Below are 23,902 nucleotides of genomic sequence, written 5' to 3' on the forward strand. Positions count from 1 at the left end.
AACATAATACTTCATAAAAACACCAAACCTTTGCCAACAGTCAGATTCAATGGATAAAAATACTACCCAAGCTTTCCCAAGGAATATTTTCTCCAACAAGGTTTCGCTTTTCAAATTCATCATTACCATTTTTCACGTTGTAGGCTTATTGGGTATGGCCATGCCTCTTTTGAGACCCTACTTTCAATTTCTCACCCCATTCCACCTATTGCTTTGTACAGGCTTGTTATTTTATTTCCACAAAAACTGGAATCTCGCGTTTTTCCTATTCATCTTTCTGGCATTTGGACTGGGGTATGGATCGGAAGTAATGGGGGTACAAACTGGCTTTCCATTTGGAAACTACGTCTATGGTCCCGTTTTGGGATTTCGTTTGTTTGAAGTGCCATTGTTGATTGGGGTGAATTGGCTGCTGCTGGTGTACGTCAGTGGAGAGATTTTCCATCGAAGGATCTCGAATGATTATCTAGCCGCCGCCGCAGGGGCCACCATCATGGTGATGCTGGATATCTTGATAGAGCCTGTAGCCGTGAAATTGGATTTTTGGGATTGGAAAGACGGCATTATCCCCGTGTCCAATTTTGTGGGCTGGTTTTTCGTGGCCTTTTTTATACAATTGGTTTATAGAAAGCTATCTTTTATCAAATCAAATCCGCTTTCATTATATTTGCTGATTAATCTTGCTGCGTTCTTTACCCTTTTGAACATTTTGCTGGAGTGATTGCCGGCCCGTCTGGGGAAAACAAAATAACCTGATCTGAAGTTAACGATATGATGTACGCATTCCTTTATACGATATTAGGTTTTACCGCTATGGAGATATCCGGTTGGTTTATCCATAAATACATCATGCATGGACCATTGTGGCAGATCCACAAAACACACCACCAGGCGTCCAAATCATTCTTTGAGCTGAATGATTTGTTTTCCCTACTCTTCGGTAGCATAGCTATTATTTTGATTATCGTAGGTGTAGGGCAGTTGGATTACAGGTTTTGGATGGGAATGGGAATAAGTATTTATGGGTTTAGTTATTTCTTCCTGCATGATGTATTGATCCACAGAAGGCTAAAATGGTTCGAAAAACCAAAAAACCCATTCCTTAAAGGGATATTCAGGGCACACCAAGCACATCATGCCACCAACAAAAAGGATGATGCCGTCTCTTTTGGATTGTTCATAGTACCCAAAAAATATTTTAAATCGAAATGAACGTGAGTACCTATTCAATAAAAGATCTGGAACAACTGTCGGGAATCAAGGCGCACACTTTGAGGATATGGGAACAACGTTACAATCTGCTGAGTCCCAAGAGGACAGAAACAAATATCCGGTTTTATGATGATGATGACTTAAAATTGATATTGAATGTGGCCTTGCTGAATGAAAATGGTTTCAAAATCAGCAAAATAGCCAAAATGGACGTCAGGGAAATCCGGGATGAAGTCGTAAGGATGACTGACAGGACATTGACACATGATGACCAGATCCATGCTTTGACCATCAGTATGATTGAGATAGATGAGGAGCGTTTTGATAAAATCCTATCTACCAACATCCTTAAATTTGGTTTTGAGCAGACCATGTTGAATATCGTGTATCCATTCATGTCTAAGATTGGCGTATTGTGGCAAACAGGTGCTATCAATCCAGCCCAGGAGCATTTTATCAGCAATCTGGTCAGACAAAAACTAATCGTCGCCATAGATGGGCAAGTATACAAGGGTGGAGGCAAAAAATTCCTGCTTTTCCTTCCAGAAGGAGAATTGCATGAAATCTCCCTGTTGTTTGCCGCATATTTGATAAAGTCAAAAGGACATAAAGTCATTTACTTAGGGCAAAGCACCCCAAAATCTGATTTGGAAATAATCTATAGAATGCATCAACCACAATACCTGATGACTGTAATCACATCATCTCCCGGAGCAGAGCAAGTCCAAGAGTACATCAATGACATCTCATTCTCCTACAGGGATTCAGAAATAATCGTTTCCGGCTATCAGGTGATCGGTCAAGACCTTGATTTTCCGGCAAATGTAAAAGCCATGAACTATATCAGGAACATCAAAGAGTATCTTGAAGAGATAGAACCTGTCTTTCAGGAAAAATAATTAATATTTTTGAAAATAAATTAAACAGACCTTCGGGTCTTTTTTTATGCAAAAAAGTATGTATATACATCTAAAACAAGGTTTTTGCATTTTAGAACGGCATGTTGTCATTACCTCTATTCATTTTGTTTAATTTAAAATCAAAAAAACCACACAAATCATTTTGAGTTTTGTTTAATGATTTATATATTTGATTCAACAAAAAGAAAAACCATGACAACTCTAGAATTCAGTTACTCACTTAACAAGCTCTCTAGCTCTTTGAAGCCATTTGCGTTGAAGTTGACCAGAGACATGGATGATGCCAACGACCTGATGCAAGACACCATGGTCAAGGCTTTTACGAATAAGGAAAAGTTCACAGAAGGGACCAACCTAAAAGCATGGTTGTATACAATCATGAAGAACACCTTCATAACCAACTACCAAAGAATGGTAAGGAGAGGGACTTTTGTAGATACAACAGATAACCTGCACTACATCAACTCTGGAGATGTACTGGTAGAGAATGGGGCATATGGCGATTTCACTATGGATGACATCCATAGTGCTATTGGAGGTTTGGACGAAGTATACAAGAGCCCCTTTATGATGCATTACCGTGGCTTCAAATATCATGAAATAGCCCAAAAATTGGATATCCCAATCGGTACAGTAAAAAACAGAATTCATATTGCACGCAAGATATTAAAAGACGATCTTCACATATATAGACACAAAAACTAAAAACATGTCCAAAAAAAATGCTGTAGTCATCGGGGCTGGCTTTGCTGGCCTTTCTGTTGCTACACACCTTGCCCATCAAGGTTATCAGGTTACGATTTTTGAGAAAAACAACACCCCCGGTGGAAGAGCCAGAAAGTTCGAAGCCGAGGGTTTTGTTTTTGATATGGGACCAAGCTGGTATTGGATGCCGGATGTGTTTGATACATATTTTTCACATTTTGGCAAGAAAAGCTCTGACTATTATAATCTTATAAGGCTTGACCCCTCCTACAAGGTGGTCTTCGGTGACAATGATTCTCTCGACATTCCGGCTAACTTATCCGAATTCAGGGAACTGATGGAGACATTGGAGCCAGGGGTAGGACCAAAGCTGGATGAATTTTTGAAACAGGCAGCATACAAGTACAAGGTGGGGATACAGGATTTGGGATACAGGCCGAGCAGGTCAATCTTCGAATTTACAAATCCCAAGCTTCTCATGGACATGTTGAGAATGGACATTTTCCAGTCCATGTCAAAGCACGTCAGTAAGTTTTTCAAAGAGGATAAAATCATCCGTTTGATGGAATTCCCTGTTTTGTTTCTTGGAGAAACAGCCGACAATATCCCTGCCCTCTACTCCTTGATGAACTATGCTGATATTGCATTGGGTACCTGGTATCCCCTGGGAGGAATGCACAAAATCATAGAGGGAATGATTAGTCTCGCCCAAGAGAAAGGCGTAAAATTCCAGTTTGGTGCCGAAGTTTCCAAGATCAATATCCAAGATGGTGTAGCGCGTTCTGTAAATACCCTGGATGGAAAGGAATACAAAGCAGATGTGATCATAGCCGGAGCAGACTATCACCATATTGACAGACATGTTTTGGAGGACAAATACAGCAATTACAGTGATACATACTGGGACAAACGCGTGATGGCTCCAGGTAGCTTGCTGTTTTATCTTGGCATTGACAAAAAACTCAACAACCTAAGGCATCACAACCTATTCTTCGATGAGCTATTGGGGCCACATGCCGACGCTATTTATACCAATCCAAGGTGGCCGGAGCGGCCGCTATTCTATGCTTGCGTGCCATCTATTACTGATTCTTCAGTAGCACCGGAAGGAAAAGAGAACCTGTTTTTGTTGATCCCACTTGCACCGGATTTGAAAGATACAGAAGAAATGAGGGAAAAATATTACAATATCATCATGGACAGGCTGGAGCGGTTGACTGGACAGGAAATCAGAAGCCATGTGGTGTATAAGCGTTCGTATGCCCACAATGATTTCAAATCAGATTACCATGCATTCAAGGGAAATGCTTATGGATTGGCCAACACCTTGATGCAGACTGCCATTCTCAAACCCTCCCTGAAGAGCAAAAAGGTCAAAAACCTCTACTATACAGGACAACTTACTGTACCTGGTCCTGGGGTTCCCCCTTCATTGATCTCAGGACATGTTGTGGCAAGGGAAGTTATCAAAGAAAACAATTTGTAAGTTAAATTGTATATTACTAGTATGGATGCAAAAGCCCTCTTTGATCAAACCACATTTGAGTGTAGCAAACTGATAACCCAAAGGTACAGCACCAGTTTTACCCTAGGAATCAAGACATTGGATAAAAAATACCACATGCCTATCTATGCCATCTATGGCTTTGTGAGATATGCAGATGAGATCGTTGATACGTTTCATAACCAAGACAAAAAATCCCTATTGGAGATTTTCAAAAAAGACACCTACAAAGCGATAAGCGATGGGATCAGCTTGAACCCGGTATTGCATGCTTTCCAACTCATCGTCAATCAATACCAAATTGACCTCGACCTGATCGAGGCATTTTTGCACAGTATGGAAATGGATCTGGACTTCAAAACCTACAATGACTCCCGGTATCATGAATATATCTATGGTTCAGCGGAAGTGGTCGGTTTGATGTGCCTGAAAGTCTTCTGCGAAGGAGATTGCGAGCATTTTAAAAATCTGAAGGAATCTGCATGCAAATTGGGGGCAGCATTCCAGAAAGTGAATTTCCTGAGGGATATCAAAAGTGATTATGAAGAGAGGGGAAGGGTATATTTTCCGGGAGTGGATTTTATGGCTTTTGACAAACCGGCGAAAGAAGTGATAGAAGAAGATATCCAAAAAGACTTCGACGAAGCGCTGGTTGGAATCAACAATCTTCCTCCCGGTGCAAAAATGGGTGTGAAGGTGGCTTACCTATATTACCAAAAACTATTTGACAAGATCAAGTCCCTACCTCCGGAGACCATCAGGCAACAAAGGGTAAGAATCCCCAATGCAAGAAAAATGTCTTTGCTGTTGGGAACTTATTTTTTCATGAAACTTGGTATGGCATAACCTCATGGATACATATCTATATTTGCTTCTGAATATCTTCACGATATCATTCCCTCTCCTGCGGTCATTTGAGCATAAAATCCAATATGCCAAAAACTGGTATGCTCTATTTCCTGCCATACTGATAACTGGCATATTCTTTCTGGTTTGGGATCATTGGTTTACGGTAATTGGAGTTTGGTCATTCAACCCCAGGTATGTAGTAGGGGTCTATTTCTTTGAAATGCCGCTGGAGGAATGGCTGTTTTTCCTGACAGTGCCATTTGCATGTGTTTTCATCTATGAAGTACTGAATTACTTCGTGAGAAAGGACGTATTTGCCCCAGTTGTGAAGGCTCTGACCCTATCTTTGATCACCCTATTCCTTATAATTGGACTGTTCAACTTGGATAAATTGTACACATCTGTCAATTTCCTGGTGGCTGCGACCACATTGTCTGCCCATTATTTCTTTTTTAAGGGAAAATACCTGGGAAGGTTTTATTTGACCTATTTGGTCTCATTGATACCATTCCTCATTGTCAACGGCATATTGACGGGGTCATTTATCGATGAACCAGTGGTAAGTTATGATAATGCCCAAATCCTTGCCATTAGGATATTTACCATCCCCATAGAAGATACCGTGTATTCCATGACTTTGTTATTGATGAACATAAGTATCTATGAGATGATCAAAATCCGAAAACAATTCAACCAACAATAGGTTTATAGCTTATGATGAATCTTCAAGTTCAAATAGATCAGCATTCCGGATTTTGCTTTGGTGTAGTCTACGCTATAGAAATGGCCGAAGAGATACTGGACGAACAAGGTTATTTGTATTGTCTTGGAGACATCGTCCACAATGATGAAGAGGTAAATAGACTGACGAAAAAAGGCCTGAAAATCATCAACCATGATGAGCTCCAGGTCTTGAAAAACGAAAAGGTATTGATCAGGGCACATGGCGAACCCCCATCTACCTATGAACTTTCCATTAAGAATAACCTCATTCTGATAGATGCAAGCTGCCCCGTAGTCTTGAAGCTTCAAAACAGGATCAAGAACTCCTTCGACAAGGACGAGACGATTTACATCTATGGAAAGCATGGACATGCTGAAGTGGTGGGTTTGTTGGGGCAAACCAACAATAAAGCAGTTGTTTTTCAGGATATATCAGAACTGGATTTGCCAAGCCTTCCGAAAAGCCTGACACTCTACAGCCAGACGACCAAAAGCACCGATAAATTCTATGAAATCAACCAAATACTGAAAGAGAATGGTATCACCGTCAATACGAATGATACCATTTGTCGTCAAGTCTCCAACCGTGACAAAGAGTTGAGGGCCTTTGCCGAAAAGTTTGACAAAATCGTATTCGTCAGCGGAACAAAATCTTCCAATGGAAAAGTGTTGTACAACGTTTGCAAAGACAAAAACCCAAACACCTATTTTGTATCCAACCAAGAACAAGTCAATCCTACTTGGTTTTCCCCAAATGACACAGTGGGTATCTGTGGAGCAACTTCCACTCCCATGTGGCTAATGGAGCAAGTCAAAGAAAGGTTGGGGACATTTTAAATCCACGCCTATATTTCGCTAATTTTGTCTAGTGCATAAACATCCAATCCATACAAACCAAATAGATCCCAAAGGAGTATTCATAGCCTCAACGGTTATTATGCTTTGGTTCATTTCCTTGGTATTGCTGTTGCGATATGAATTGGATTGGTCAAATCCCATCACGTATTTGGGGATATTGATCCAAACACATCTTTACACAGGGCTATTTATCACAGCACATGATGCGATGCATGGTTTGGTATCCAAAAACAAAAAACTTAACCACGCAGTTGGGTGGTTTTCGGCAATGTTGTTTTCATATAATTTTTATTGGAAGCTGTTTCCAAAACACCATGAGCACCATCGGTATGTGGCCACTCACAAGGATCCTGACTACCATCCTTCGGACAATTTTTTCCTTTGGTACCTCAGCTTTATCAGACAGTATGTCTCCATATGGCAGATTCTTTTGATGGCAATCACATTCAACATCCTGAAGCTATACCTACCCACAGCAAACCTTATCCTTTTCTGGATGCTTCCAGCTGTCCTTGCTACATTTCAATTGTTCTATTTTGGTACATATCAGCCACATATGGGTGAGTCCGACAATGTACACCACTCAAAAACCCAATCCAAAAACCATTTTTGGGCATTTTTGTCCTGCTATTTCTTTGGTTATCATTATGAGCACCACGAGTCCCCCGGCACTCCCTGGTGGAGGCTTTGGAGGCTCAAAAAACCAGAATGAATAAAATATTTTCAATTTTCTGCCCTAAAACCAAAACCATTATTCCCCATTATAGATTAGATAGACTGGCAATTGTCAATTATGAGAAATCTGTTTACGTTATTTAGCCTTATATTTATTTCATTCACAAGTTTTGGACAAAATGGAGTCATTCAGGGAAAAGTGAGAAACCCTATCAGCAATGAATCGATTCCATTTGCAAATATTGTAGTCTTGGATTCGGAAATAGGAACTGTTTCCGATGAGAACGGTGTATACAGGATTGAAGGAATAGAACCAGGCCTGTACAATGTCCGGGCAAGTTTTGTGGGATTCAGAAGCAAGACTGTTTACGAAGTCCAAGTTTCCCGTTCCAAAGCAGTCCAATTGGATTTTGAATTGGAGGAGGAGGCAGCTGATCTGAATGAGGTAGTGGTCAGTTCTGAGTTTTCGAGATCAGAAGAGACACCCCTGTCCGTAAGGAAACTGAATGCCAATGAAATCGAAAGGTATCCAGGCGGAAATAGGGATATCAGCAAGGTAATCCAATCACTGCCCGGCGTGGCGAGTACTGCCAGTTTTAGAAATGACATCATCATCAGAGGTGGTGCCCCCAATGAGAATAAATTCTATATAGATGAGATCGAAGTGCCGGTAATCAACCACTTTGCGACGCAAGGTTCCTCTGGTGGTCCTGTCGGCATCCTCAACGTCAACCTGATCCAGAATGTGGAGGTTGTGACCGGAGGCTTTCCGGCAAACAGGATGAATTCATTGAGTTCATTTTTTGAATTCCAGCTCAAGGAAGGGAGAAGGGACAAAATGGCTACACAGCTCACTGTGGGGGCGAGTGAATTGACCCTGTCCAACGAAGGGCCATTGGGTAAGAAAACCACTTATTTGGTTTCTGCAAGAAGATCATATTTACAGGGGCTTTTTAGGTTAATTGGACTCCCCTTTTTGCCTACATTCAATGATTTTCAATTCAAGACCCAAACCAAATTCAATGACAAGACTGAATTGACATTGATAGGCGTTGGTGCCATTGATCAATTTGCCCTGAATTTTGATGTTCCCAATGATGAGACTTTCGAAGAGCGTGAGGAGCGGCTTTACCTTCTTGGCAGTTTGCCTATCTCATCCCAGTGGAACTATGCCACCGGAGCTAAACTAAAAAGGTATAGATCCAATGGCTTTTGGACATTCATATTGAGTAGAAATATGCTCAACAACCAATCCTACAAGTATTTCAACAATGATGAAAGTAATCCCCAAAATTTGATTTTTGATTATACCTCGCAGGAAAGCGAAAATAAATTCAGGGCTGAAAACAGCATTTTCGGAAAAGGGTATAGTTTGAAATATGGAATAAACTACGAGTTTGCCAGGTATTTTATCAACAACTTTGACCGGAGCTCCCTCTCAAGCGAAGGTGGGGTCATCTCGGTCAACAACAAGGTGTTTTTCAATAGCTATGGCGCATTTGTATCCGGTACAAAAACCTCTTCGGACGAAAGGCTTTTGCTCTCGGGTGGAATCCGGATGGACGGCAGTGATTTCGGCAAGACAGCCCAAAACCCACTCAACCAAATCAGTCCGAGGGTATCTGTTTCCTATCAACTGAAACCAAATTTCTTCTTGACAGCCAACTCGGGAATCTATTACCAAAAGCCCCCATACACAGCATTGGGATATAGAAACAATGAAGGAGACCTGCTCAACCAACAAAATGACATCCGTTTTATCAGGTCGACGCAATTTATCACCGGAATCGAGCGTGTATTTCCCGAGAAAAACAGGAGGCTTACCATCGAAGGGTTTTACAAACACTACAACAACTATCCTTCATCCATCCGCAATGGCATTGCCCTATCAAACCTGGGGGCTGATTTTGGGGTCATCGGAAATGAACCTGTCAGCTCAAATGCCGAAGGAAGAGCTTATGGGGTTGAATTTTTGGCACAGCAAAGACTGTTTAACAACTTCTATGGAATCGCTGCACTTACATTGGTGCGTAGCGAATTTACCAATCCCAATACGGAAGGGTTTATCCCCTCCTCCTGGGACAATAGGTTCATCGTCAGCTTGACAGCGGGCAAGCGCTTTGGCAAAAACTGGGAGTTGGGAGGAAGATGGAGATTCCTTGGAGGAGCTCCTTATACCCCATTTGATCTCCAAAGCTCTGCGTTGATCAGCAATTGGGATGCAAGAGGAGTAGGGATCAATGATTTCAACCGAATCAATGACGTAAGGCTGAAGGCATTCCATCAACTGGATTTGAGAATTGACAAGAAATATTTCTTCGACAAATGGAGCCTCAACTGGTATTTTGACATCCAAAACGCCTATAATTTCAAAGCCCACCAACCACCTAACCTAATTCCTGTAAGGGATGCGTCAGGAGAGATCCAATCGGACCCCAATGATCCTTCGAGATATTTATTGAGATTAGCTGAAAACCCGGCAGGGACAGTACTCCCCACGGTCGGCATTATCATCGAATTCTAAATTTGTGAAGTCGGTATGAAAGCGTAAATTTGCAACCGATGAAAAAATCATGGGTGGTATTGCTTTTATTTTTTTCCTTGAAGGGTTATCCACAAGATATATCAAAAGCTGATAGTGTCGAAAAATCAGGTTTGATCGAAAAATTGTTTGATTTTGCCGACAATACTGTTGATTTGATTTCAGGTGAAAAATGGTCTTTTATCCCGGCGGTGGTTTACTCCCCTGAGACCAGCCTTGGCTTGGGAGTGAGGGCTATCCGGATTTTTAGGCATAAAGATGCTCCTGATGATCTGCTGAGACCTTCTAGTCTGCCAATTACATTTTTGTATACCCTGAACAACCAGACCATCGTCACTACGGAGCTGGATCTGTGGATGAATGAAAACAGGGAATACCTGAATGCAAGGATAGAGCTTACCAATTATCCATTCAAGTTTTATGGGATAGGAAACGAGCTGGATGCCTCCAATGAGGAGTTCTATTCTACCCGATATGCCTATTTTCATTTGAACTATGAAAGAAAAATAGCAAAAGGGATTTATTTGGGACCAAGGTATGAGTTTAGGATAGACGATATCTACAAAAAAGAGCCAGGTGGTATCCTTGACACAGACCAAGTCGCAGGTTCAAATGGACAAAGATTATCAGGCTTGGGCATGGTCATGAACTATGATACCAGAGAGAATATCTTTCAACCTAGCTCAGGTTGGTACAACCGCCTTTCCTGGATGGGATTTCATGATTTTTTGGGAAGTAATTTCACTTTCAACCAATACTCCCTAGACCTGAGAAAATATCTGAATCCATTCAAAAACCAGGTTTTGGCGCTGCAGAGTTATTGGAGTTTCACAACAGGAAATCCACCTTTCCAGCATGTTTCCTTGATTGGGGGGAGTGATTTGATGCGGGGTTATTTTGAAGGCAGGTATAGGGATAGACATGCAGTAGTGCATCAGGCTGAATACAGATTGCCGATATATAGAAATTTTGGTATGGTCTTTTTTGGCAGTGCTGGACAAGTTGCAAATACACCTAGACAGTTTGGGTTGGGTAGGATGAAATATGGAGCTGGATTTGGCTTCCGCTACAAGCTAAACCCAGAAGGCCTGAATGTCAGGATCGATGTGGCCTTTGGGGATCAGCGGGCTTTTTACTTTGGCTTGAATGAAGTTTTGTAAACTGGGAAGTCAAAAGCTTTTCCAAAGTTTCTAACTTTGGAAAAGCTTTTATTATTCTTTATGTATATCCGCTTTCTTACCAGTAGCCAAACAAATTGATATATTCTAAGTCAATTGATGCACTGATAACTAATCGACTAATAACCGATAACGATTATCCATATGATTTTATTGGGAAATCCACCTACTGGTGCCATTGCGGATAATCATATTTCTTTATCACAATAGATTTCCCTTCCCATCAAATTGGTTAAATTAGCCAATCAAAATTATCTACCCCTTATGATCAAGATTACTTTAGTGGCAGGTGCAAGGCCTAATTTCATGAAAATCGCCCCAATCATCCATGCCATTCAAGCCGAAATAAAGAAAGGCATCCAACTTTCATTTAGGCTCGTCCATACTGGGCAGCATTATGACAAAAAGATGTCGGGAGACTTTTTTGATCAATTGAATATACCTGAACCAGACGCGAACCTCGCTGCCGGTGGAGGTACTCAGGCGGAGCAAACTGCCGCTGTAATGATTGCTTTTGAAAAAGAATTGTTGGCAAATAAGCCAGATTTGGTAATAGTCGTGGGGGATGTGACTTCTACCTTGGCTTGTTCGATTACTGCCAAGAAGCTTTGCATCGATGTTGCCCATGTAGAAGGAGGGATTCGGTCCGGGGATTTGACCATGCCAGAGGAAATCAATAGAATGGTGACAGATAGTATTTCGGATCATTTCTTCACCACTTCGGAGATAGCCAATGAAAATCTTCTCAAAGCTGGCTTTGCAAAAGAAAAGATCCATTATGTCGGCAATACGATGATCGATACATTGATGGCTAATCGGTCAAAATTCCAAAAACCAGAAGGTGAGGTTTTCGATGCTTTGGAAGCTAAGAAATACTTTGTACTTACCATGCACCGGCCTGCCAATGTGGATCAGGAAGGGCAATTGAAAGCTATGATTGATGCCATTATCGATGGCACAAAAGGATTTCCAATCATTTTTCCTGTGCACCCCAGGACTGCCAAAAGTTTGGAAAACCTTGGGATTTCCGATTCAAATTTACACATGGTGGATCCTTTGGGTTATTTGGAATTCAATTATCTGGTAGCAAATGCCTTTGCCGTGATCACAGACTCAGGGGGAATCACCGAGGAGGCTAGCGTGATGAACGTACCATGCATGACTTTGAGAGACAATACAGAGCGTGCTGAGACCATTCATTTGGGAACCAATGAATTGGTAGGAACAAATCCCCAAAATCTAGCGCCATATCTTGAAAAGTTGATGCGTGGCGAATGGAAATCCTACAAAGGAATCCCACTTTGGGATGGAAAGACAGCTGGGAGAATAGTGGATAAAATTATTGAGATATACAGATGAGTTCTTTCAGTGATGAATCGATTATGCTAAATTTAATTCAGACTCATCCATTTTCATTTTTGTACTTTTAGTTTCCATAATTTTATCTGTTAAAATATTCGGCTCTGATTTTCAATGCTTTTTCAATATCAACTTTAGGTACTTTACTTACCTTTTTGACAATTCCATGTGTTGATAATACGAGCGTTTCACACTTCTCGGTTTTATCCCAAAATGCAAAAAGTTGAGTTATATGAAAACTAATCTGTGTTAATATTAATTCCATTGTAAAAAATCACCAAAAATATACTTACATAAATCCAGCAACCCTCAATGCTGTTTCAGCGATAATACCATCTTGTGCAGAGGTCACTCCAGATATGCCGATGGATCCAATGATGACATCATCTTTGAAGATTGGAAGTCCTCCTTCTACGGCCGTGATAGGCATGGTAATCAAGTGAACTGACCCTTCTTTGATCATATCTTCGAAGATTTTTGTCGAACGTTTGAATTCAAAGGCTGTTTTGGCTTTTAATTGGGCGATTTCTATACTTCCGATTTGGGTACCATCCATTCTTCTTAACAATATCAGATTTCCTCCTTGGTCAAGAATCGAAATGACCACATTCCAATTCTCTGAAATAGCTTTCTCCTGTGCTGCATCTGCAATTTTTGTGGCAGTTTCCAGGTTGAGGTAAGGCTGGGTTTGGGCATAGGCCAAAGTGCATATTGTAAAACACAACAAAAATGTAGCAACGAAATTCTTCATAATAGATGGGTTTAGATTTTCTAAGCAGTTTAGTGAATAATATACTAATATCTGAATTTCACACGGAAGCCCCGAGCTTTTTGCTTTTCTTTTATCAAGGATACTCGCTTTCTTTTCAATTTCATTTGATTCACTGCAATGGACCGACTGATAATCACATTGGGCTTATTCCAACTCAGTTATCCTAATCATTTGGACTTCCTTTATGTCTTTCTTTAAAATATTTGAAAGTTGACCCAATGGTTGAAATCCAAAATATACGTGGAATTGGCTATAGGATGGTGATCAAGAAGTCTTGATTGAAAATGGTCTGGGAGCGGGGGATTGTATTTAACAATTTCGGAATGAATGGACTTTTTTTGATTGATTTGGGGGAAATAAGCCCGTGCAATACATTCCAAGGGTTCTGTATAAGGTCAAAGGCAGATAAGACACCAGAACATTTAATATAAAGCGTGATTTATTTGGATTAACCGAAGGAAACTTTTTTTCAACTAAATAAACAATTATATTGAAAAAAAATTATCCATGAAACATCTATTTTATTTCTTGTCCATAAGCCTGATAATTCTATCCTGTGATTCCAAACATGGACTTTCTGATTTGGAAAGGGAATTTGAATTTGTGAAGGTAGACTCTTTGGTCATCGACATTCTCGATCCAGTCAAAATCTTAGATTATCACCATGAAAAAGAGATTTATCTGGCTGTCAAATTCCCAAGTTTTGAAGGTCATTATTTCATACTGGATAAATCAGGGAATATTTTGGCTGAAAACCAACTTTCCGAAGGTCCTGACTCTTTTGGTTTGGTATTGCTCCGGGGAGGCTTTGTTGGTGATGAAATACTATTTGTGTCAGAAGGAAATGCTTTTGTTTTCGATTTGAATTTGAAGCAACAGAGAAAATACCCCTTCAAGCAAGGAGTGAGATTTAGATTGGTGCACTTCAATAGAGACAATCTCAGTACTTTTAAGTCAACAGATGGTTCTATACAAGCATTGGTCAACCTCAATGACGGCTATCTCCAGCCATATCCAGAGGACTATTACGATACCTTAAAGTTGGCCCACCTCATGGACATCAAAACTGGGGCAATCACAAAAGGCGGTTCTTATGATGAAAATAGCATGTTCAGGTCAGGCAAATTTTTTCCATTCATGGACAAACCTGTCTATTTCTCTGATCCCAATTCGACATATATCTCTATGATAGCCTATGGAGATTCGGTACTATATCAACTAGATCCCAATGAAGACTTCAAAGTGGTCAATCGAATCAAACTGGAACGCTCAGGTCATGATAAAATGATCGACTTACCGATGAACCAAGCATCTTATACCACAGTTAGAGAACATAGAACCAGCAATTATAAATTAGCTGGTTTGTTTGATGAAATTGTGGGATACGGAGATGAAGTATTGGTGGGATATCAAACTGGTACTGACCCATCTCTCGTGTACGAAGGTGAAGATGAAGCGCAGCATATAGCAGAAAGAAAATCAAGAAAGCGCTATTTTTATTATATCAAAGATGGAAAAAGAATTGGCAAACCAATCCATTGGACACAACCCGGCCAGCTATTGCTCAACGTCGGTCCAAAAAGATACCTGCAGTTTGCTGACCAAGCTGAAATCCACGATTATGAGAAAGATTATCAGTGCTATTACATCTATGAATTGAGGGAGAAAGAGTCATGAAATTTCAGTTTTCATCACTACTCTTAGCAATTTATCGTCAGATATTTTCAGCAAGCATACATGTAGTAACCTAATTGTAAATTAATTGTCTAAATTATAACGTTGCTTTGTAAATCTTTTTTAATTTTACGGGCAAATTCAATTATTTCGAGTTTGGTCTGGAATAAGCAGTAAAGAATAATAATCTATCCAATAACGATTTGCGTAAATGGAGTTGTTGGATTAAAAATTTTTATGAAAAGACGTTTTCACAAATACTTCCCTTGGCTTTTTGTTATTGGGGATCTTTTAGTTCTATCGATAGGGCTTACCTTTACGGCAGTCCTTTTCGTATATTTCATTGGGTATCCTAATATCAACCCTGCATTGTATGGATACTTTCTCCTTTTTTGGCTTCTGATTTCTGTTGGAAGAAGAGATTTCAAGATAGGTAGGACTGCCGAAGTTGGCTATACTCTAAAACAATTGCCCGAATCCCTGATCTGGCTTTTGGGCTTGATGTCCATCTTCTGGGTACCTACACAAGAACATCCCCTCGGAATATTTTTCTTGGTTGGTGTTGCCATCAATTTGGTGCTGTTTTTGGGGTCCTATAGAGTAGGGGTCCACCTCTTGCTAAAACAATATAGGATCCAGGGAAAAAACTATAGGAATGCCGTCATACTTGGCAAAAGTGGAACCAGTAATAAATTGGCTCAAATTTTCAACCAAAGAAGGGATTTCGGGATCAACTTCATTGGTTTCTATGATGATCTGGATGCCAACAACATCAGCACCAGAGGAGCTGTAGATAAGTTTTTTGAAGATGCAAACGGTCTCGATCTTGATTTGATTTACGTCAGCGAAAATCTGGAGACAAGCATCATCAAAAAGGTGATGGATTATGCAGATGACAAATATATCAAAGTGAAAGTCATTCCAAATGGCAGTCTCCAATTGGAAAAAAACCTTTCCTTCTCGAAGTATGGTGAATTTTTTGTCATCAATGTCAATGATATCCCATTGGACAACTTTATGAATAGGGTCTTGAAAAGAGCCTTTGACATCGTTTTCTCATTGTTTGTGATTGTATTTATATTGAGTTGGATGATCCCCTTGGTTGGCTTCCTGATCAAACTGGAATCCAAGGGACCAATATTTTTTATTCAGGAAAGAAATGGGGTAAACAACCAGGTATTCAGATGCCTAAAATTCAGGTCTATGACACCGAATGATTACGCTGATACGCATCAGGCAAAGAAAAACGACCCTCGGGTAACTAAAATCGGTGCTTTTTTAAGAACTTCTTCCTTGGACGAAATGCCACAGTTTTTGAATGTGTTTATTGGAAACATGTCGATTGTGGGACCCAGACCTCATACCATCCCCATGAATAAGACTTTCCAAAGCCAAGTTGAAAAATATAATTCAAGACATAAAATCAAACCTGGAATTACAGGCCTGGCACAAGTGAAAGGGTATAGAGGTGAAATAGAAAACCTAATCCAGATTAAATCGAGGGTTAGGTTAGATTCATTTTATATCCAAAACTGGTCAATCTGGATGGATTTGAACATTTGTATCAAGACTGTGATAGAACTGGTCTATAACAGGGAAAATGCCTATTAAAAAAGCTTCCAAAATGGAAGCTTTTTTAATAGGCATTTATAAAGTGATTATATTTTCATCAAAGCCTGTAAAAAGGTCATTGTTTCTCCTTTTTTCTTAAAAATCAACATTGGGATTTCATTGTTTAACTGAACGATCTTCTCCGCTGTACTTCCGAGAAGTACGGCAGCAGAATTACTCCTCCCCCTGCTTCCCATTAAGATCAGATCAATATTGTTTTCTTTGGCCAACTTTAGGATATGCCTACCGTCATTTCCGTTTTCTTTCAATAGAAACAAGCATTCAAAAGCTTTGTGGCCGTTGTTTTTCAGGAATTTTTCATAATCTCTTTTGGCGTTTTCCTCCATTATTTTTGCAAACTCATCATAAGATTTACCGGTTTTGTAATAACCAGTGGGTACTTCATAGAGATGCATGCCCACAATTTCAGCATTGAGATCAATGTTGAGTTTTTCCGCAAATTCAAAAGAAATATGGGAGTGTTCCGAAAAATCCATCGGCACCATTACCTTCTTAGGTACGGCTACCGGTCCCTTTTCTGTTAAGAAGAGCACGGAGCAGGGAGCTTTCTGCGCCAAAGATTTTGAGAGTGATCCACTTCCGGGAAGATCATCTTTTCTACCCATGATAATAAGATCCACGTCCTTGATTTTTGCAGAGCGCAAAAAGGTCTCCATGGGACTTCCTTCCAACACGATGATTTCGGTGTCTAACGAACTGTCCAGATTTTTTTCAGCTTTGATCAATGATTTTATTTCCGCAGTGATCGTTTCGTCCATCGGTGCAAGGAGGTCTGGATAAGCTTTCCTGATATCCTCTGGCAGTGCCAAATCCTTGGCTACGTGTACCATGTAGAGCTTTTTGAACCCAAGCGCCTTGCTGATGAAAGCTACCTTCCGAAGGAGAATCTCATCCATTTCGGTGAGATCGAGCCCAATCATTGCCTTTTCAAAATTCTTCATATTCCTGTTTTCTGAATGATGTTTCAATTTAATGGTTTGCCATGAGATATTATAAATACTCTCCAGAATAATATTGCATGAATGAAATAAATGGGAAAGCATATGAATTCAAATATATTTGTGTCAAATGGCAAAAATCATAGGAAAATATTTCATCGCCCTGGTGCCGGAAGGAGAAGTGCTGAAAGAGGCAACGAAGGTAAAGGAAGACCTCATGGACAAATTTGGACTCAAATATGCCCTCAAATCCCCAGCACATGTCACCTTGAAAATGCCGTTTAGCTGGAACGAAGCCAAGGAGAAAGATCTGATCGATAGAATTCGTGATTTTTCAAGCAACAATGAGAGCTTCAACCTACATCTCAAAGGGTTTGGGAAATTTGGAAACCGGGTGATCTTCATCAAAGTACGACCCAATCCCAAGCTTATATTTTTGCAATCATCATTGGCTGAATTTTGCAAAAGGGAATTGAAATTGGTCAAAGAGTTGAGTGATTCGAATTACCATCCCCACATGACTGTCGCATTCAAGGACATCAAAGCAAAGCATTTTGATGAATACTGGGAATATGTCAACAAGCTACATTTTGATCAAAAAGTCAAGTTCGAGAAACTGGTTTTGCTTAAAAGAAAAGAGGGCCGGTGGTATCCACTGAGCGAATTGGCATTGGGGGATAAACCGAAGGATGATGGAGCAGATTTAATATAGGACAGAAACAAATCAGGACGTGGCTTGCATCAGACAGAGAGGCTGCTGCGATAAAGATTGGAGAATCAAAAAAAGACTGGCTCTCCCAAAGGCCATATAGTTGCAGAGGTATGGAGGTCAATAGAAGCGATAAACAAGAAAAAGGAATTACAGGACAATTCAGGATGGGTTGTTCGTATACTTATGCTAAATTAGCATTTCCTTAATCAAACCTCTAAACCAAAAATATATGAAGGAATTATTTGACTTGAGTGGCAAAAATGCCCTTGTAACAGGAGCAACACACGGACTGGGAATGGCCATGGCCACTTCTTTAGCAAAAAGTGGTGCCAATCTAATCTTCAACGATATCGACCAGCAAAAAATCGATCAGGCGGTCAAGGATTATGCTGCCAATGGAATCACTGCACATGGATATCTTTTTGATGTAACAGACCAAAAAGCGGTAGATGAAAACATCACGGCAATTGAAAACAAGTTTGGTCCTATCCATATCCTTGTCAACAATGCAGGCATCATCATGCGTGTACCAGCTTTGGAAATGGATCCTCAGGATTTCAGAAAAGTGATAGACATTGACTTGGTATCCCCATTCATCATGTCACAACGTGTGGCCAGAACCATGAAAGAAATCGGAGGAGGAAAAATCATCAATATCTGCTCTATGATGAGTGAATTGGGCCGTGACTCTGTGTCGGCCTATGCAGCTGCTAAAGGTGGCCTGAAAATGCTTACCAGAAACCTTGCCACCGAATGGGCAAAGTACAACATCAACGTCAACGGCATCGGCCCGGGTTATTTTGCGACTTCCCAGACAGCTCCAATCCGTGTTGGTGGACATCCGTTCAATGAATTTATCATCAACAGGACTCCAGCGGGAAGATGGGGCGACCCAGAAGATCTCCAAGGCACTACGGTGTTCCTGGCAAGCAAGGCCAGCGACTTTGTCAATGGACAGGTGATCTATGTGGATGGCGGCATCTTGGCTACCATAGGAAAGCCTGCAAACGAGTCTTAATTATTGATTTGAGGAACATGAGTGGAGACTTGCCAGCTTTTTGGCTCTCGCAATGGGCGCTAAGGGGCAAAGGAAAAAAAGAAAAATCTGTGTTCTTCTGTGTTAACCCATGGTTGATTCAATCAAATTTAGAAGTCAAAAAATTAGGGGTAGATTGAATCTACCCCTAGTTGATTTTATTTTTCGATCACAAACTCTTCTGTTGGAATTCGGACTTTTTTCATTGGGGCAATCCAGTCTCCATCAGGATTGGAATAGCCAACATACATCAAGGACACACTTTTCAAGCCATGCTTGTCCAGTCCCAAGACTTCGTCTACAACTTGCGTATCAAATCCCTCGGCAGGAGTGGAATCTATCCTCAACTCGGCTGCTTGTGCCAAAGCCAAACCTAAACCAATATATGCCTGTCGGGAAATATGGGCAAAGTTTTCTTCAGAAGACTCTTTGAGATAGATGGATTTCAACATATCTGTGTAAGAACTGAACCTTCCCCGAGGCAGTCCTCTCTCGTCAGTGGTAAAATCATATACTTTGTCAATCCTCTCAGCAGTATACCTATCCCAAGCTGCAAACACAATGACATGCGAACAGTCCCTCATACAATCTGGATTCAAAGCACCTTTGACAAGTTTTTCTTTGGTTTCCTGATCTCCAACCACGATCAACCTGAATGGCTGCAATCCAGAGGAGGTTGGGGCCAGACGGGCAGCCTCTACAATTTTATCAATATTTTCTTTACTTACTTTTTTGGTAGGGTCATACGCTTTCACAGCGTGTCTCCAATTCAAATCTTCAATGAGTGACATTTTGTTTATTTTGAAATGATCACAAACAGCATGGCCAACAAAGCCGGAACTGCCTGTATAATGAATATTTTTTTGCTTGCTGTCAAAGCCCCAAATATTCCTGCAACCGCTACACAGCCCAAGAAGAATAAGCGCACATTCACAGCCCATTCGGGATCACTGATCAAGAATGACCAAACCAATCCCGCAACCAAAAAACCATTGTACAAACCTTGGTTTGCAGCCATTGACTTGGTGGGTTTGAATAAATCATGGGGCATGGAAGCCCCGAAGGTTTTTTTCCCGGCTGTTTCCCAGGCAAACATCTCCATCCAAAGTATGTAAAGATGTTCGATGGCTACAAATACAGTCAGAATAATAGCTATGATGTTCATGGTGATATATTTAAATGTTGTTTAAATTATTGAAACCCCATCAATATACCCACTATTGACATGAAGATCAAAATTTGGGTTTAGCTTTTAGAGATCAATTACCAGCTTAGTAAAAGCAACCCATCTGCTAAAAGACAACCTTAACAGCAATACAAAGGTAGTGTAAAATTAAATTGTATACAATCTATTTTCAAATAATTTTTTAACACCACTTCTTTGAGAAAAAAAACAAATAAAATGCTTCAATACCGAAGAAGGTGAGTGTCTTCTACTTCGACTGTAAATATTCTTTTAAGCTTTGCTTGATAAAATAAGCCCATCCCGATTCGCAGCTTTCACGGGAAAATTCGGGTATACCCGTGGAAAAGTCCTCTAAAACTCTATGGATTAATGTCAATTTTGATTGCTCTCCTGACCCAAACAATTCAAAAGTCACATCAGAATCACCTTCGTATCCTTCATACCTCCAATTATATGTTATTTTTCTAAATGGATCCACTTCGGTGATTTTCCATAAGTGTGGAAATATCCTGCCTTCATTTTCTACGACGAACCTTGTCTCAAAACCCAACTCTGCCTCAAAGGCTTCGATATTCCCAAAGAACCACTTTTTCATCTGATCCAGTTCCGTAATCGCTTTCCAAAGCTCCAATACGGAAACATCAAAAACTTGCTCGACGACAATTGCTTGTTCTGATTTTTTCATTTGTAATATCCTCCACAAGATTTAAAAGTGTATGGCTCAATCCAAATTCTTTAATATCCAATATAGGTTCTTTCTTTCAACTCAAATTTGTGCAATATCTTTACAAATTCCTTCCTCTGGTACCAATCATTATACACCAGTTCCATTGCTTCTACCGTAAATTTGCCAAAATAAAAGTCCCTATACTCCTCCAATATCTTTAAAAATGCATTCTTATCCTTGAATTTTTCCTTTAATCGAAATATTGTCGAATGTGCTGTCTGGATTGCATAGCGTTTGTCAATTGACTGTTCAAGCCCCGAATCTTTGAAGTCAATTCTCAATTTATTGCGGAGCTGATCAAGGGTAGTATCTTCCAAAAACCCCTGTACCATCAGACAAGATGGTGACATGGTGAGTCCCCTAAACTCAATTTCAAAAGGGCTAAGGTCATTTTTGCTTTTCTCAATGGTTCTTACGTAGTCTTCTGCCTGAATATTAGAAAGTTGAAATCCACTGTAACATGAAATTATCGACATTACTGTCACATGAATGTCCGAATCTCGGTAGTAATATTGGTTTGGCTCTATCAATTTCAGTCTTGAAAGCAGCTTATGAATATTTTCAAGAACCATTTTATCCGGTCGCAATAAAAGGGTTATCCCATACCTGTTGTCATCAACAGAACCAATCAACTCATCAATCTGATAAGCATCCGAATGTATTTTGCATACAGAATCTTGGTATAGTTTATCATAATGCTCTTTCAGATCCATTTATTTAATCGTGTTTATTTGTTAGGTTAACCGTGTTTTGATTGAAGGTATTCAATGGTTGATTTCATCAATTTTTTTAGTGTTTCTTGATTGATGTCTGATAGCTTTTTAACGTAAATGCAGGCTTTTCCCATCTTGAACTTCCCCAAATCCTGCAACAATTCTTCTTTACAGATTGATTTTATTATAGATCAAAACAACATATAATTGATTTGATTACAAATCAATTACTGTCATTTTATGATTTGAGTTCAAATCAATTTTGAAATTACACGTATCGAAAACTTAGTGTTTACAATGAGCCTACAAACAATTTTCCCAATCTGTGTTCACCCGTACAATCCTTGTCATCCGCATTCTATTACACATAGATGACGCTGATTTAGCGGATTTGCACTGCTTTTATTATGCCAGGAAAATGTAGTTTGATTCTACGCTTTGATATTTTTATTCTATTAAAGTTGTCTCTCGCTTCTCTCCTTCAATTCACCAAAACACCTGTCACGATCAATAGAGACAAGTGCTTTGGAAAATATTGAGATTACAAATCCCTTAAAATCCCTGCTGCCTTCTCGGCTGTCAGGTCTCTTTGGGGATTGGCGAGCATTTCGTAGCCTACCATAAACTTCTTCACAGTAGCAGATCTCAAAAGCGGTGGATAGAATACCATGTGCAAATCCCACTCAGGATGCTCCCTGCCATCGGTAGGCGCTTGGTGGATTCCTGCAGAATAGGGAAATGATACATCAAAAAGCCTATCATATTTGATCGTCAAAGTCCTGTATGCATCTGCCAAGTCAGCCATTTGGCTTTCTGACATTTTCGCCAAACTCTCAATATGGGACTTCGGTGCAATCATGGCCTCAAATGGCCATACAGCCCAAAAAGGAACCAAAACGACAAAGCTGTCATTTTCGTAAATGATCCGCTCCTTTTTCACAAGCTCTGCCTGAACATATTCTGTGACCATGTTTTTGCCTTTGCCCTGATAGTATTCAAGAAATTTCTGCTGCTTTTTGAGTGGCTCGTCTGGTATGCTTTCCTGTGCCCAGATCTGTCCATGGGGATGGGGATTGGAACAGCCCATGACTTCACCTTTGTTTTCGAATATCTGCACATAATTGATAAATTCCAGCTCCGAAAGTTCCAAATATTCTTTTTTCCATGTTTTCACCACATCGAAAACCTCCTCTTGGTTCAATTGGGGAATGGTCTTGGAATGGTCAGGAGAAAAGCAAATCACTTTGCACACTCCCCGCTCGCTTTTAGCCTTAAAAAAATCACCTTCCTCATAGCTTCCACTTGGGATATCCTGTGTCAATGCCCCAAAATCATTGGTAAAAACAAAAGTGGATGTATAATCAGGATTGACTTCACCACCAACCCTTGTGTTACCGGGACAGAGGAAACACTCAGGATCATAGGTTACAGGCTCCGATTTGACGATTTTTTCCTGTTGTCCTTGCCAAGGTCTCTTGGATCGATGGGGAGATACTTGCACATAGGAGCCTGTGAATGGGTTGAATCTTCTGTGGCTGTGTTCTTCAAAGGAAAATTTCATGGTTTAGGTTGAGGTTTTAAAGTTTTAATGTTAAAAGGTTATAATGTTTGGGCTATTTGATTGCTTTATATTGAATATGGAGATTCTATCATTATCTTAATTTTGGCTTGAAGGTTGACAATGTAAAGTTGAAAGTTAGGATTCGAATTAATGGTTTTCAGTCTGCAATATCCAAATATTTAAAATGATAAAGCACTCCAAATCCGTCAATAAATAGGACTTGGAGTGCAAAACATATTTTTTTCTTAACGAAGCCGATTTAACCGCAACGAACACAAAGTAGGCACAACGTACACAAAGGATTCCTTCTTCTATATTTCCACTTTGTGTCCTCCTATGTTGAAAAACAAGCAAAAGGGCTAAAATTTCACATAACTATTCCACTCTGTTTCTTTTTTCTCTTAAATGCATTCTCAGTTTTGATAG

Annotated in this window: 23 protein-coding genes; 16 read left to right on the forward strand and 7 right to left on the reverse strand. The window is 40.1% G+C overall.

Annotated elements, in window-relative coordinates; genetic code table 11:
* Positions 1 to 49 precede the first annotated feature (49 nt).
* From ACFSKL_RS06665 to wecB, 12 genes are all read left to right on the forward strand, one after another.
* On the forward strand, positions 50 to 721 hold the full coding sequence (locus tag ACFSKL_RS06665; RefSeq protein ID WP_376884618.1) for a carotenoid biosynthesis protein: 672 nt from the start codon (positions 50 to 52) through the stop codon (positions 719 to 721).
* 50 nt (positions 722 to 771) lie between these two features.
* Complete coding sequence (locus ACFSKL_RS06670; RefSeq protein ID WP_376884621.1) at positions 772 to 1,212, forward strand: sterol desaturase family protein; 441 nt, start codon at positions 772 to 774, stop codon at positions 1,210 to 1,212.
* Positions 1,209 to 2,111: a MerR family transcriptional regulator gene (locus ACFSKL_RS06675; protein WP_376884623.1), complete on the forward strand. Its 903-nt coding sequence runs from the start codon at positions 1,209 to 1,211 to the stop codon at positions 2,109 to 2,111. Before ACFSKL_RS06670 ends, ACFSKL_RS06675 begins: the two co-directional genes overlap by 4 nt.
* 213 nt (positions 2,112 to 2,324) lie before the next feature.
* On the forward strand, positions 2,325 to 2,837 hold the full coding sequence (locus ACFSKL_RS06680; protein WP_376884625.1) for an RNA polymerase sigma factor: 513 nt from the start codon (positions 2,325 to 2,327) through the stop codon (positions 2,835 to 2,837).
* A 4-nt stretch (positions 2,838 to 2,841) separates the two neighbouring features.
* Positions 2,842 to 4,323, forward strand: a complete 1,482-nt coding sequence (locus ACFSKL_RS06685; protein WP_376884628.1) for a phytoene desaturase family protein — start codon at positions 2,842 to 2,844, stop codon at positions 4,321 to 4,323.
* Between the two features lie 21 nt (positions 4,324 to 4,344).
* Entirely contained in the window at positions 4,345 to 5,187 is an 843-nt protein-coding gene (locus ACFSKL_RS06690) for a phytoene/squalene synthase family protein (protein WP_376884630.1), read from the forward strand.
* Between the two features lie 4 nt (positions 5,188 to 5,191).
* Positions 5,192 to 5,893 carry a lycopene cyclase domain-containing protein gene (locus tag ACFSKL_RS06695; protein WP_376884632.1) on the forward strand — a complete coding sequence of 234 codons (702 nt, stop codon included), beginning with the start codon at positions 5,192 to 5,194 and terminating at the stop codon, positions 5,891 to 5,893.
* An 11-nt stretch (positions 5,894 to 5,904) separates the two neighbouring features.
* Positions 5,905 to 6,750, forward strand: a complete 846-nt coding sequence (locus tag ACFSKL_RS06700) for a 4-hydroxy-3-methylbut-2-enyl diphosphate reductase (protein ID WP_376884635.1) — start codon at positions 5,905 to 5,907, stop codon at positions 6,748 to 6,750.
* Positions 6,751 to 6,850: 100 nt separating this feature from the next.
* Positions 6,851 to 7,483 carry a fatty acid desaturase gene (locus ACFSKL_RS06705; protein ID WP_376884690.1) on the forward strand — a complete coding sequence of 211 codons (633 nt, stop codon included), beginning with the start codon at positions 6,851 to 6,853 and terminating at the stop codon, positions 7,481 to 7,483.
* 81 nt (positions 7,484 to 7,564) lie between these two features.
* On the forward strand, positions 7,565 to 9,970 hold the full coding sequence (locus tag ACFSKL_RS06710) for a TonB-dependent receptor (protein WP_376884637.1): 2,406 nt from the start codon (positions 7,565 to 7,567) through the stop codon (positions 9,968 to 9,970).
* 38 nt (positions 9,971 to 10,008) lie between these two features.
* On the forward strand, positions 10,009 to 11,148 hold the full coding sequence (locus tag ACFSKL_RS06715; protein WP_376884639.1) for a BamA/TamA family outer membrane protein: 1,140 nt from the start codon (positions 10,009 to 10,011) through the stop codon (positions 11,146 to 11,148).
* 282 nt (positions 11,149 to 11,430) lie between these two features.
* Complete coding sequence (gene wecB / locus ACFSKL_RS06720; RefSeq protein ID WP_376884641.1) at positions 11,431 to 12,525, forward strand: non-hydrolyzing UDP-N-acetylglucosamine 2-epimerase; 1,095 nt, start codon at positions 11,431 to 11,433, stop codon at positions 12,523 to 12,525.
* A gap of 289 nt (positions 12,526 to 12,814) precedes the next feature.
* On the opposite strand, the gene ACFSKL_RS06725 is transcribed toward wecB, so the two are convergent.
* Positions 12,815 to 13,276: a GlcG/HbpS family heme-binding protein gene (locus tag ACFSKL_RS06725; protein ID WP_376884643.1), complete on the reverse strand. Its 462-nt coding sequence runs from the start codon at positions 13,274 to 13,276 to the stop codon at positions 12,815 to 12,817.
* Positions 13,277 to 13,804: 528 nt separating this feature from the next.
* On the opposite strand from ACFSKL_RS06725, the gene ACFSKL_RS06730 reads away from it, so the two are divergent.
* On the forward strand, positions 13,805 to 14,974 hold the full coding sequence (locus tag ACFSKL_RS06730; RefSeq protein WP_376884645.1) for a hypothetical protein: 1,170 nt from the start codon (positions 13,805 to 13,807) through the stop codon (positions 14,972 to 14,974).
* A gap of 234 nt (positions 14,975 to 15,208) precedes the next feature.
* Positions 15,209 to 16,582: an exopolysaccharide biosynthesis polyprenyl glycosylphosphotransferase gene (locus ACFSKL_RS06735; RefSeq protein WP_376884648.1), complete on the forward strand. Its 1,374-nt coding sequence runs from the start codon at positions 15,209 to 15,211 to the stop codon at positions 16,580 to 16,582.
* 47 nt (positions 16,583 to 16,629) lie between these two features.
* On the opposite strand, the gene ACFSKL_RS06740 is transcribed toward ACFSKL_RS06735, so the two are convergent.
* The gene (locus ACFSKL_RS06740; protein ID WP_376884650.1) at positions 16,630 to 17,544 is read right to left on the reverse strand and encodes a universal stress protein; all 915 of its coding nucleotides are present in this window, start codon (positions 17,542 to 17,544) and stop codon (positions 16,630 to 16,632) included.
* Positions 17,545 to 17,671: 127 nt separating this feature from the next.
* On the opposite strand from ACFSKL_RS06740, the gene ACFSKL_RS06745 reads away from it, so the two are divergent.
* Both ACFSKL_RS06745 and ACFSKL_RS06750 read left to right on the forward strand, forming a co-directional pair.
* Positions 17,672 to 18,253: a 2'-5' RNA ligase family protein gene (locus ACFSKL_RS06745; RefSeq protein WP_376884652.1), complete on the forward strand. Its 582-nt coding sequence runs from the start codon at positions 17,672 to 17,674 to the stop codon at positions 18,251 to 18,253.
* A gap of 229 nt (positions 18,254 to 18,482) precedes the next feature.
* Positions 18,483 to 19,271, forward strand: coding sequence for a gluconate 5-dehydrogenase (locus ACFSKL_RS06750; protein WP_376884654.1), 789 nt, complete (start codon positions 18,483 to 18,485; stop codon positions 19,269 to 19,271).
* Between the two features lie 176 nt (positions 19,272 to 19,447).
* On the opposite strand, the gene ACFSKL_RS06755 is transcribed toward ACFSKL_RS06750, so the two are convergent.
* From ACFSKL_RS06755 to ACFSKL_RS06775, 5 genes are all read right to left on the reverse strand, one after another.
* On the reverse strand, positions 19,448 to 20,080 hold the full coding sequence (locus ACFSKL_RS06755) for an NAD(P)H-dependent oxidoreductase (RefSeq protein ID WP_376884655.1): 633 nt from the start codon (positions 20,078 to 20,080) through the stop codon (positions 19,448 to 19,450).
* Between the two features lie 5 nt (positions 20,081 to 20,085).
* Complete coding sequence (locus ACFSKL_RS06760) at positions 20,086 to 20,454, reverse strand: DUF1304 domain-containing protein (protein ID WP_376884657.1); 369 nt, start codon at positions 20,452 to 20,454, stop codon at positions 20,086 to 20,088.
* 268 nt (positions 20,455 to 20,722) lie between these two features.
* Positions 20,723 to 21,160: an SRPBCC family protein gene (locus ACFSKL_RS06765; protein ID WP_376884659.1), complete on the reverse strand. Its 438-nt coding sequence runs from the start codon at positions 21,158 to 21,160 to the stop codon at positions 20,723 to 20,725.
* Positions 21,161 to 21,210: 50 nt separating this feature from the next.
* Positions 21,211 to 21,915, reverse strand: a complete 705-nt coding sequence (locus ACFSKL_RS06770) for a 2'-5' RNA ligase family protein (RefSeq protein WP_376884661.1) — start codon at positions 21,913 to 21,915, stop codon at positions 21,211 to 21,213.
* 541 nt (positions 21,916 to 22,456) lie between these two features.
* Positions 22,457 to 23,476 (reverse strand): UDP-glucose--hexose-1-phosphate uridylyltransferase, encoded by a 1,020-nt coding sequence (locus tag ACFSKL_RS06775; protein WP_376884663.1) that lies wholly within the window; start codon positions 23,474 to 23,476, stop codon positions 22,457 to 22,459.
* Positions 23,477 to 23,902 lie beyond the last annotated feature (426 nt).

This window comes from Belliella marina (assembly GCF_042682445.1).
GTDB lineage: Bacteria > Bacteroidota > Bacteroidia > Cytophagales > Cyclobacteriaceae > Belliella > Belliella marina.

Bases quoted from the DNA above. Each gene is read 5' to 3' on its own strand.
- ACFSKL_RS06675 (WP_376884623.1), top strand. From the start codon at position 1,209: ATGAACGTGAGTACCTATTCAATAAAAGATCTGGAACAACTGTCGGGA.
- ACFSKL_RS06680 (WP_376884625.1), top strand. From the start codon at position 2,325: ATGACAACTCTAGAATTCAGTTACTCACTTAACAAGCTCTCTAGCTCT.
- ACFSKL_RS06710 (WP_376884637.1), top strand. From the start codon at position 7,565: ATGAGAAATCTGTTTACGTTATTTAGCCTTATATTTATTTCATTCACA.
- ACFSKL_RS06690 (WP_376884630.1), top strand. From the start codon at position 4,345: ATGGATGCAAAAGCCCTCTTTGATCAAACCACATTTGAGTGTAGCAAA.
- ACFSKL_RS06665 (WP_376884618.1), top strand. From the start codon at position 50: ATGGATAAAAATACTACCCAAGCTTTCCCAAGGAATATTTTCTCCAAC.
- ACFSKL_RS06700 (WP_376884635.1), top strand. From the start codon at position 5,905: ATGATGAATCTTCAAGTTCAAATAGATCAGCATTCCGGATTTTGCTTT.
- ACFSKL_RS06670 (WP_376884621.1), top strand. From the start codon at position 772: ATGATGTACGCATTCCTTTATACGATATTAGGTTTTACCGCTATGGAG.
- ACFSKL_RS06765 (WP_376884659.1), bottom strand. From the start codon at position 21,160: ATGAAAAAATCAGAACAAGCAATTGTCGTCGAGCAAGTTTTTGATGTT.
- ACFSKL_RS06685 (WP_376884628.1), top strand. From the start codon at position 2,842: ATGTCCAAAAAAAATGCTGTAGTCATCGGGGCTGGCTTTGCTGGCCTT.
- ACFSKL_RS06705 (WP_376884690.1), top strand. From the start codon at position 6,851: ATGCTTTGGTTCATTTCCTTGGTATTGCTGTTGCGATATGAATTGGAT.
- ACFSKL_RS06730 (WP_376884645.1), top strand. From the start codon at position 13,805: ATGAAACATCTATTTTATTTCTTGTCCATAAGCCTGATAATTCTATCC.
- wecB (WP_376884641.1), top strand. From the start codon at position 11,431: ATGATCAAGATTACTTTAGTGGCAGGTGCAAGGCCTAATTTCATGAAA.
- ACFSKL_RS06750 (WP_376884654.1), top strand. From the start codon at position 18,483: ATGAAGGAATTATTTGACTTGAGTGGCAAAAATGCCCTTGTAACAGGA.
- ACFSKL_RS06775 (WP_376884663.1), bottom strand. From the start codon at position 23,476: ATGAAATTTTCCTTTGAAGAACACAGCCACAGAAGATTCAACCCATTC.
- ACFSKL_RS06745 (WP_376884652.1), top strand. From the start codon at position 17,672: ATGGCAAAAATCATAGGAAAATATTTCATCGCCCTGGTGCCGGAAGGA.
- ACFSKL_RS06740 (WP_376884650.1), bottom strand. From the start codon at position 17,544: ATGAAGAATTTTGAAAAGGCAATGATTGGGCTCGATCTCACCGAAATG.
- ACFSKL_RS06725 (WP_376884643.1), bottom strand. From the start codon at position 13,276: ATGAAGAATTTCGTTGCTACATTTTTGTTGTGTTTTACAATATGCACT.
- ACFSKL_RS06735 (WP_376884648.1), top strand. From the start codon at position 15,209: ATGAAAAGACGTTTTCACAAATACTTCCCTTGGCTTTTTGTTATTGGG.
- ACFSKL_RS06755 (WP_376884655.1), bottom strand. From the start codon at position 20,080: ATGTCACTCATTGAAGATTTGAATTGGAGACACGCTGTGAAAGCGTAT.
- ACFSKL_RS06715 (WP_376884639.1), top strand. From the start codon at position 10,009: ATGAAAAAATCATGGGTGGTATTGCTTTTATTTTTTTCCTTGAAGGGT.
- ACFSKL_RS06760 (WP_376884657.1), bottom strand. From the start codon at position 20,454: ATGAACATCATAGCTATTATTCTGACTGTATTTGTAGCCATCGAACAT.
- ACFSKL_RS06695 (WP_376884632.1), top strand. From the start codon at position 5,192: ATGGATACATATCTATATTTGCTTCTGAATATCTTCACGATATCATTC.
- ACFSKL_RS06770 (WP_376884661.1), bottom strand. From the start codon at position 21,915: ATGGATCTGAAAGAGCATTATGATAAACTATACCAAGATTCTGTATGC.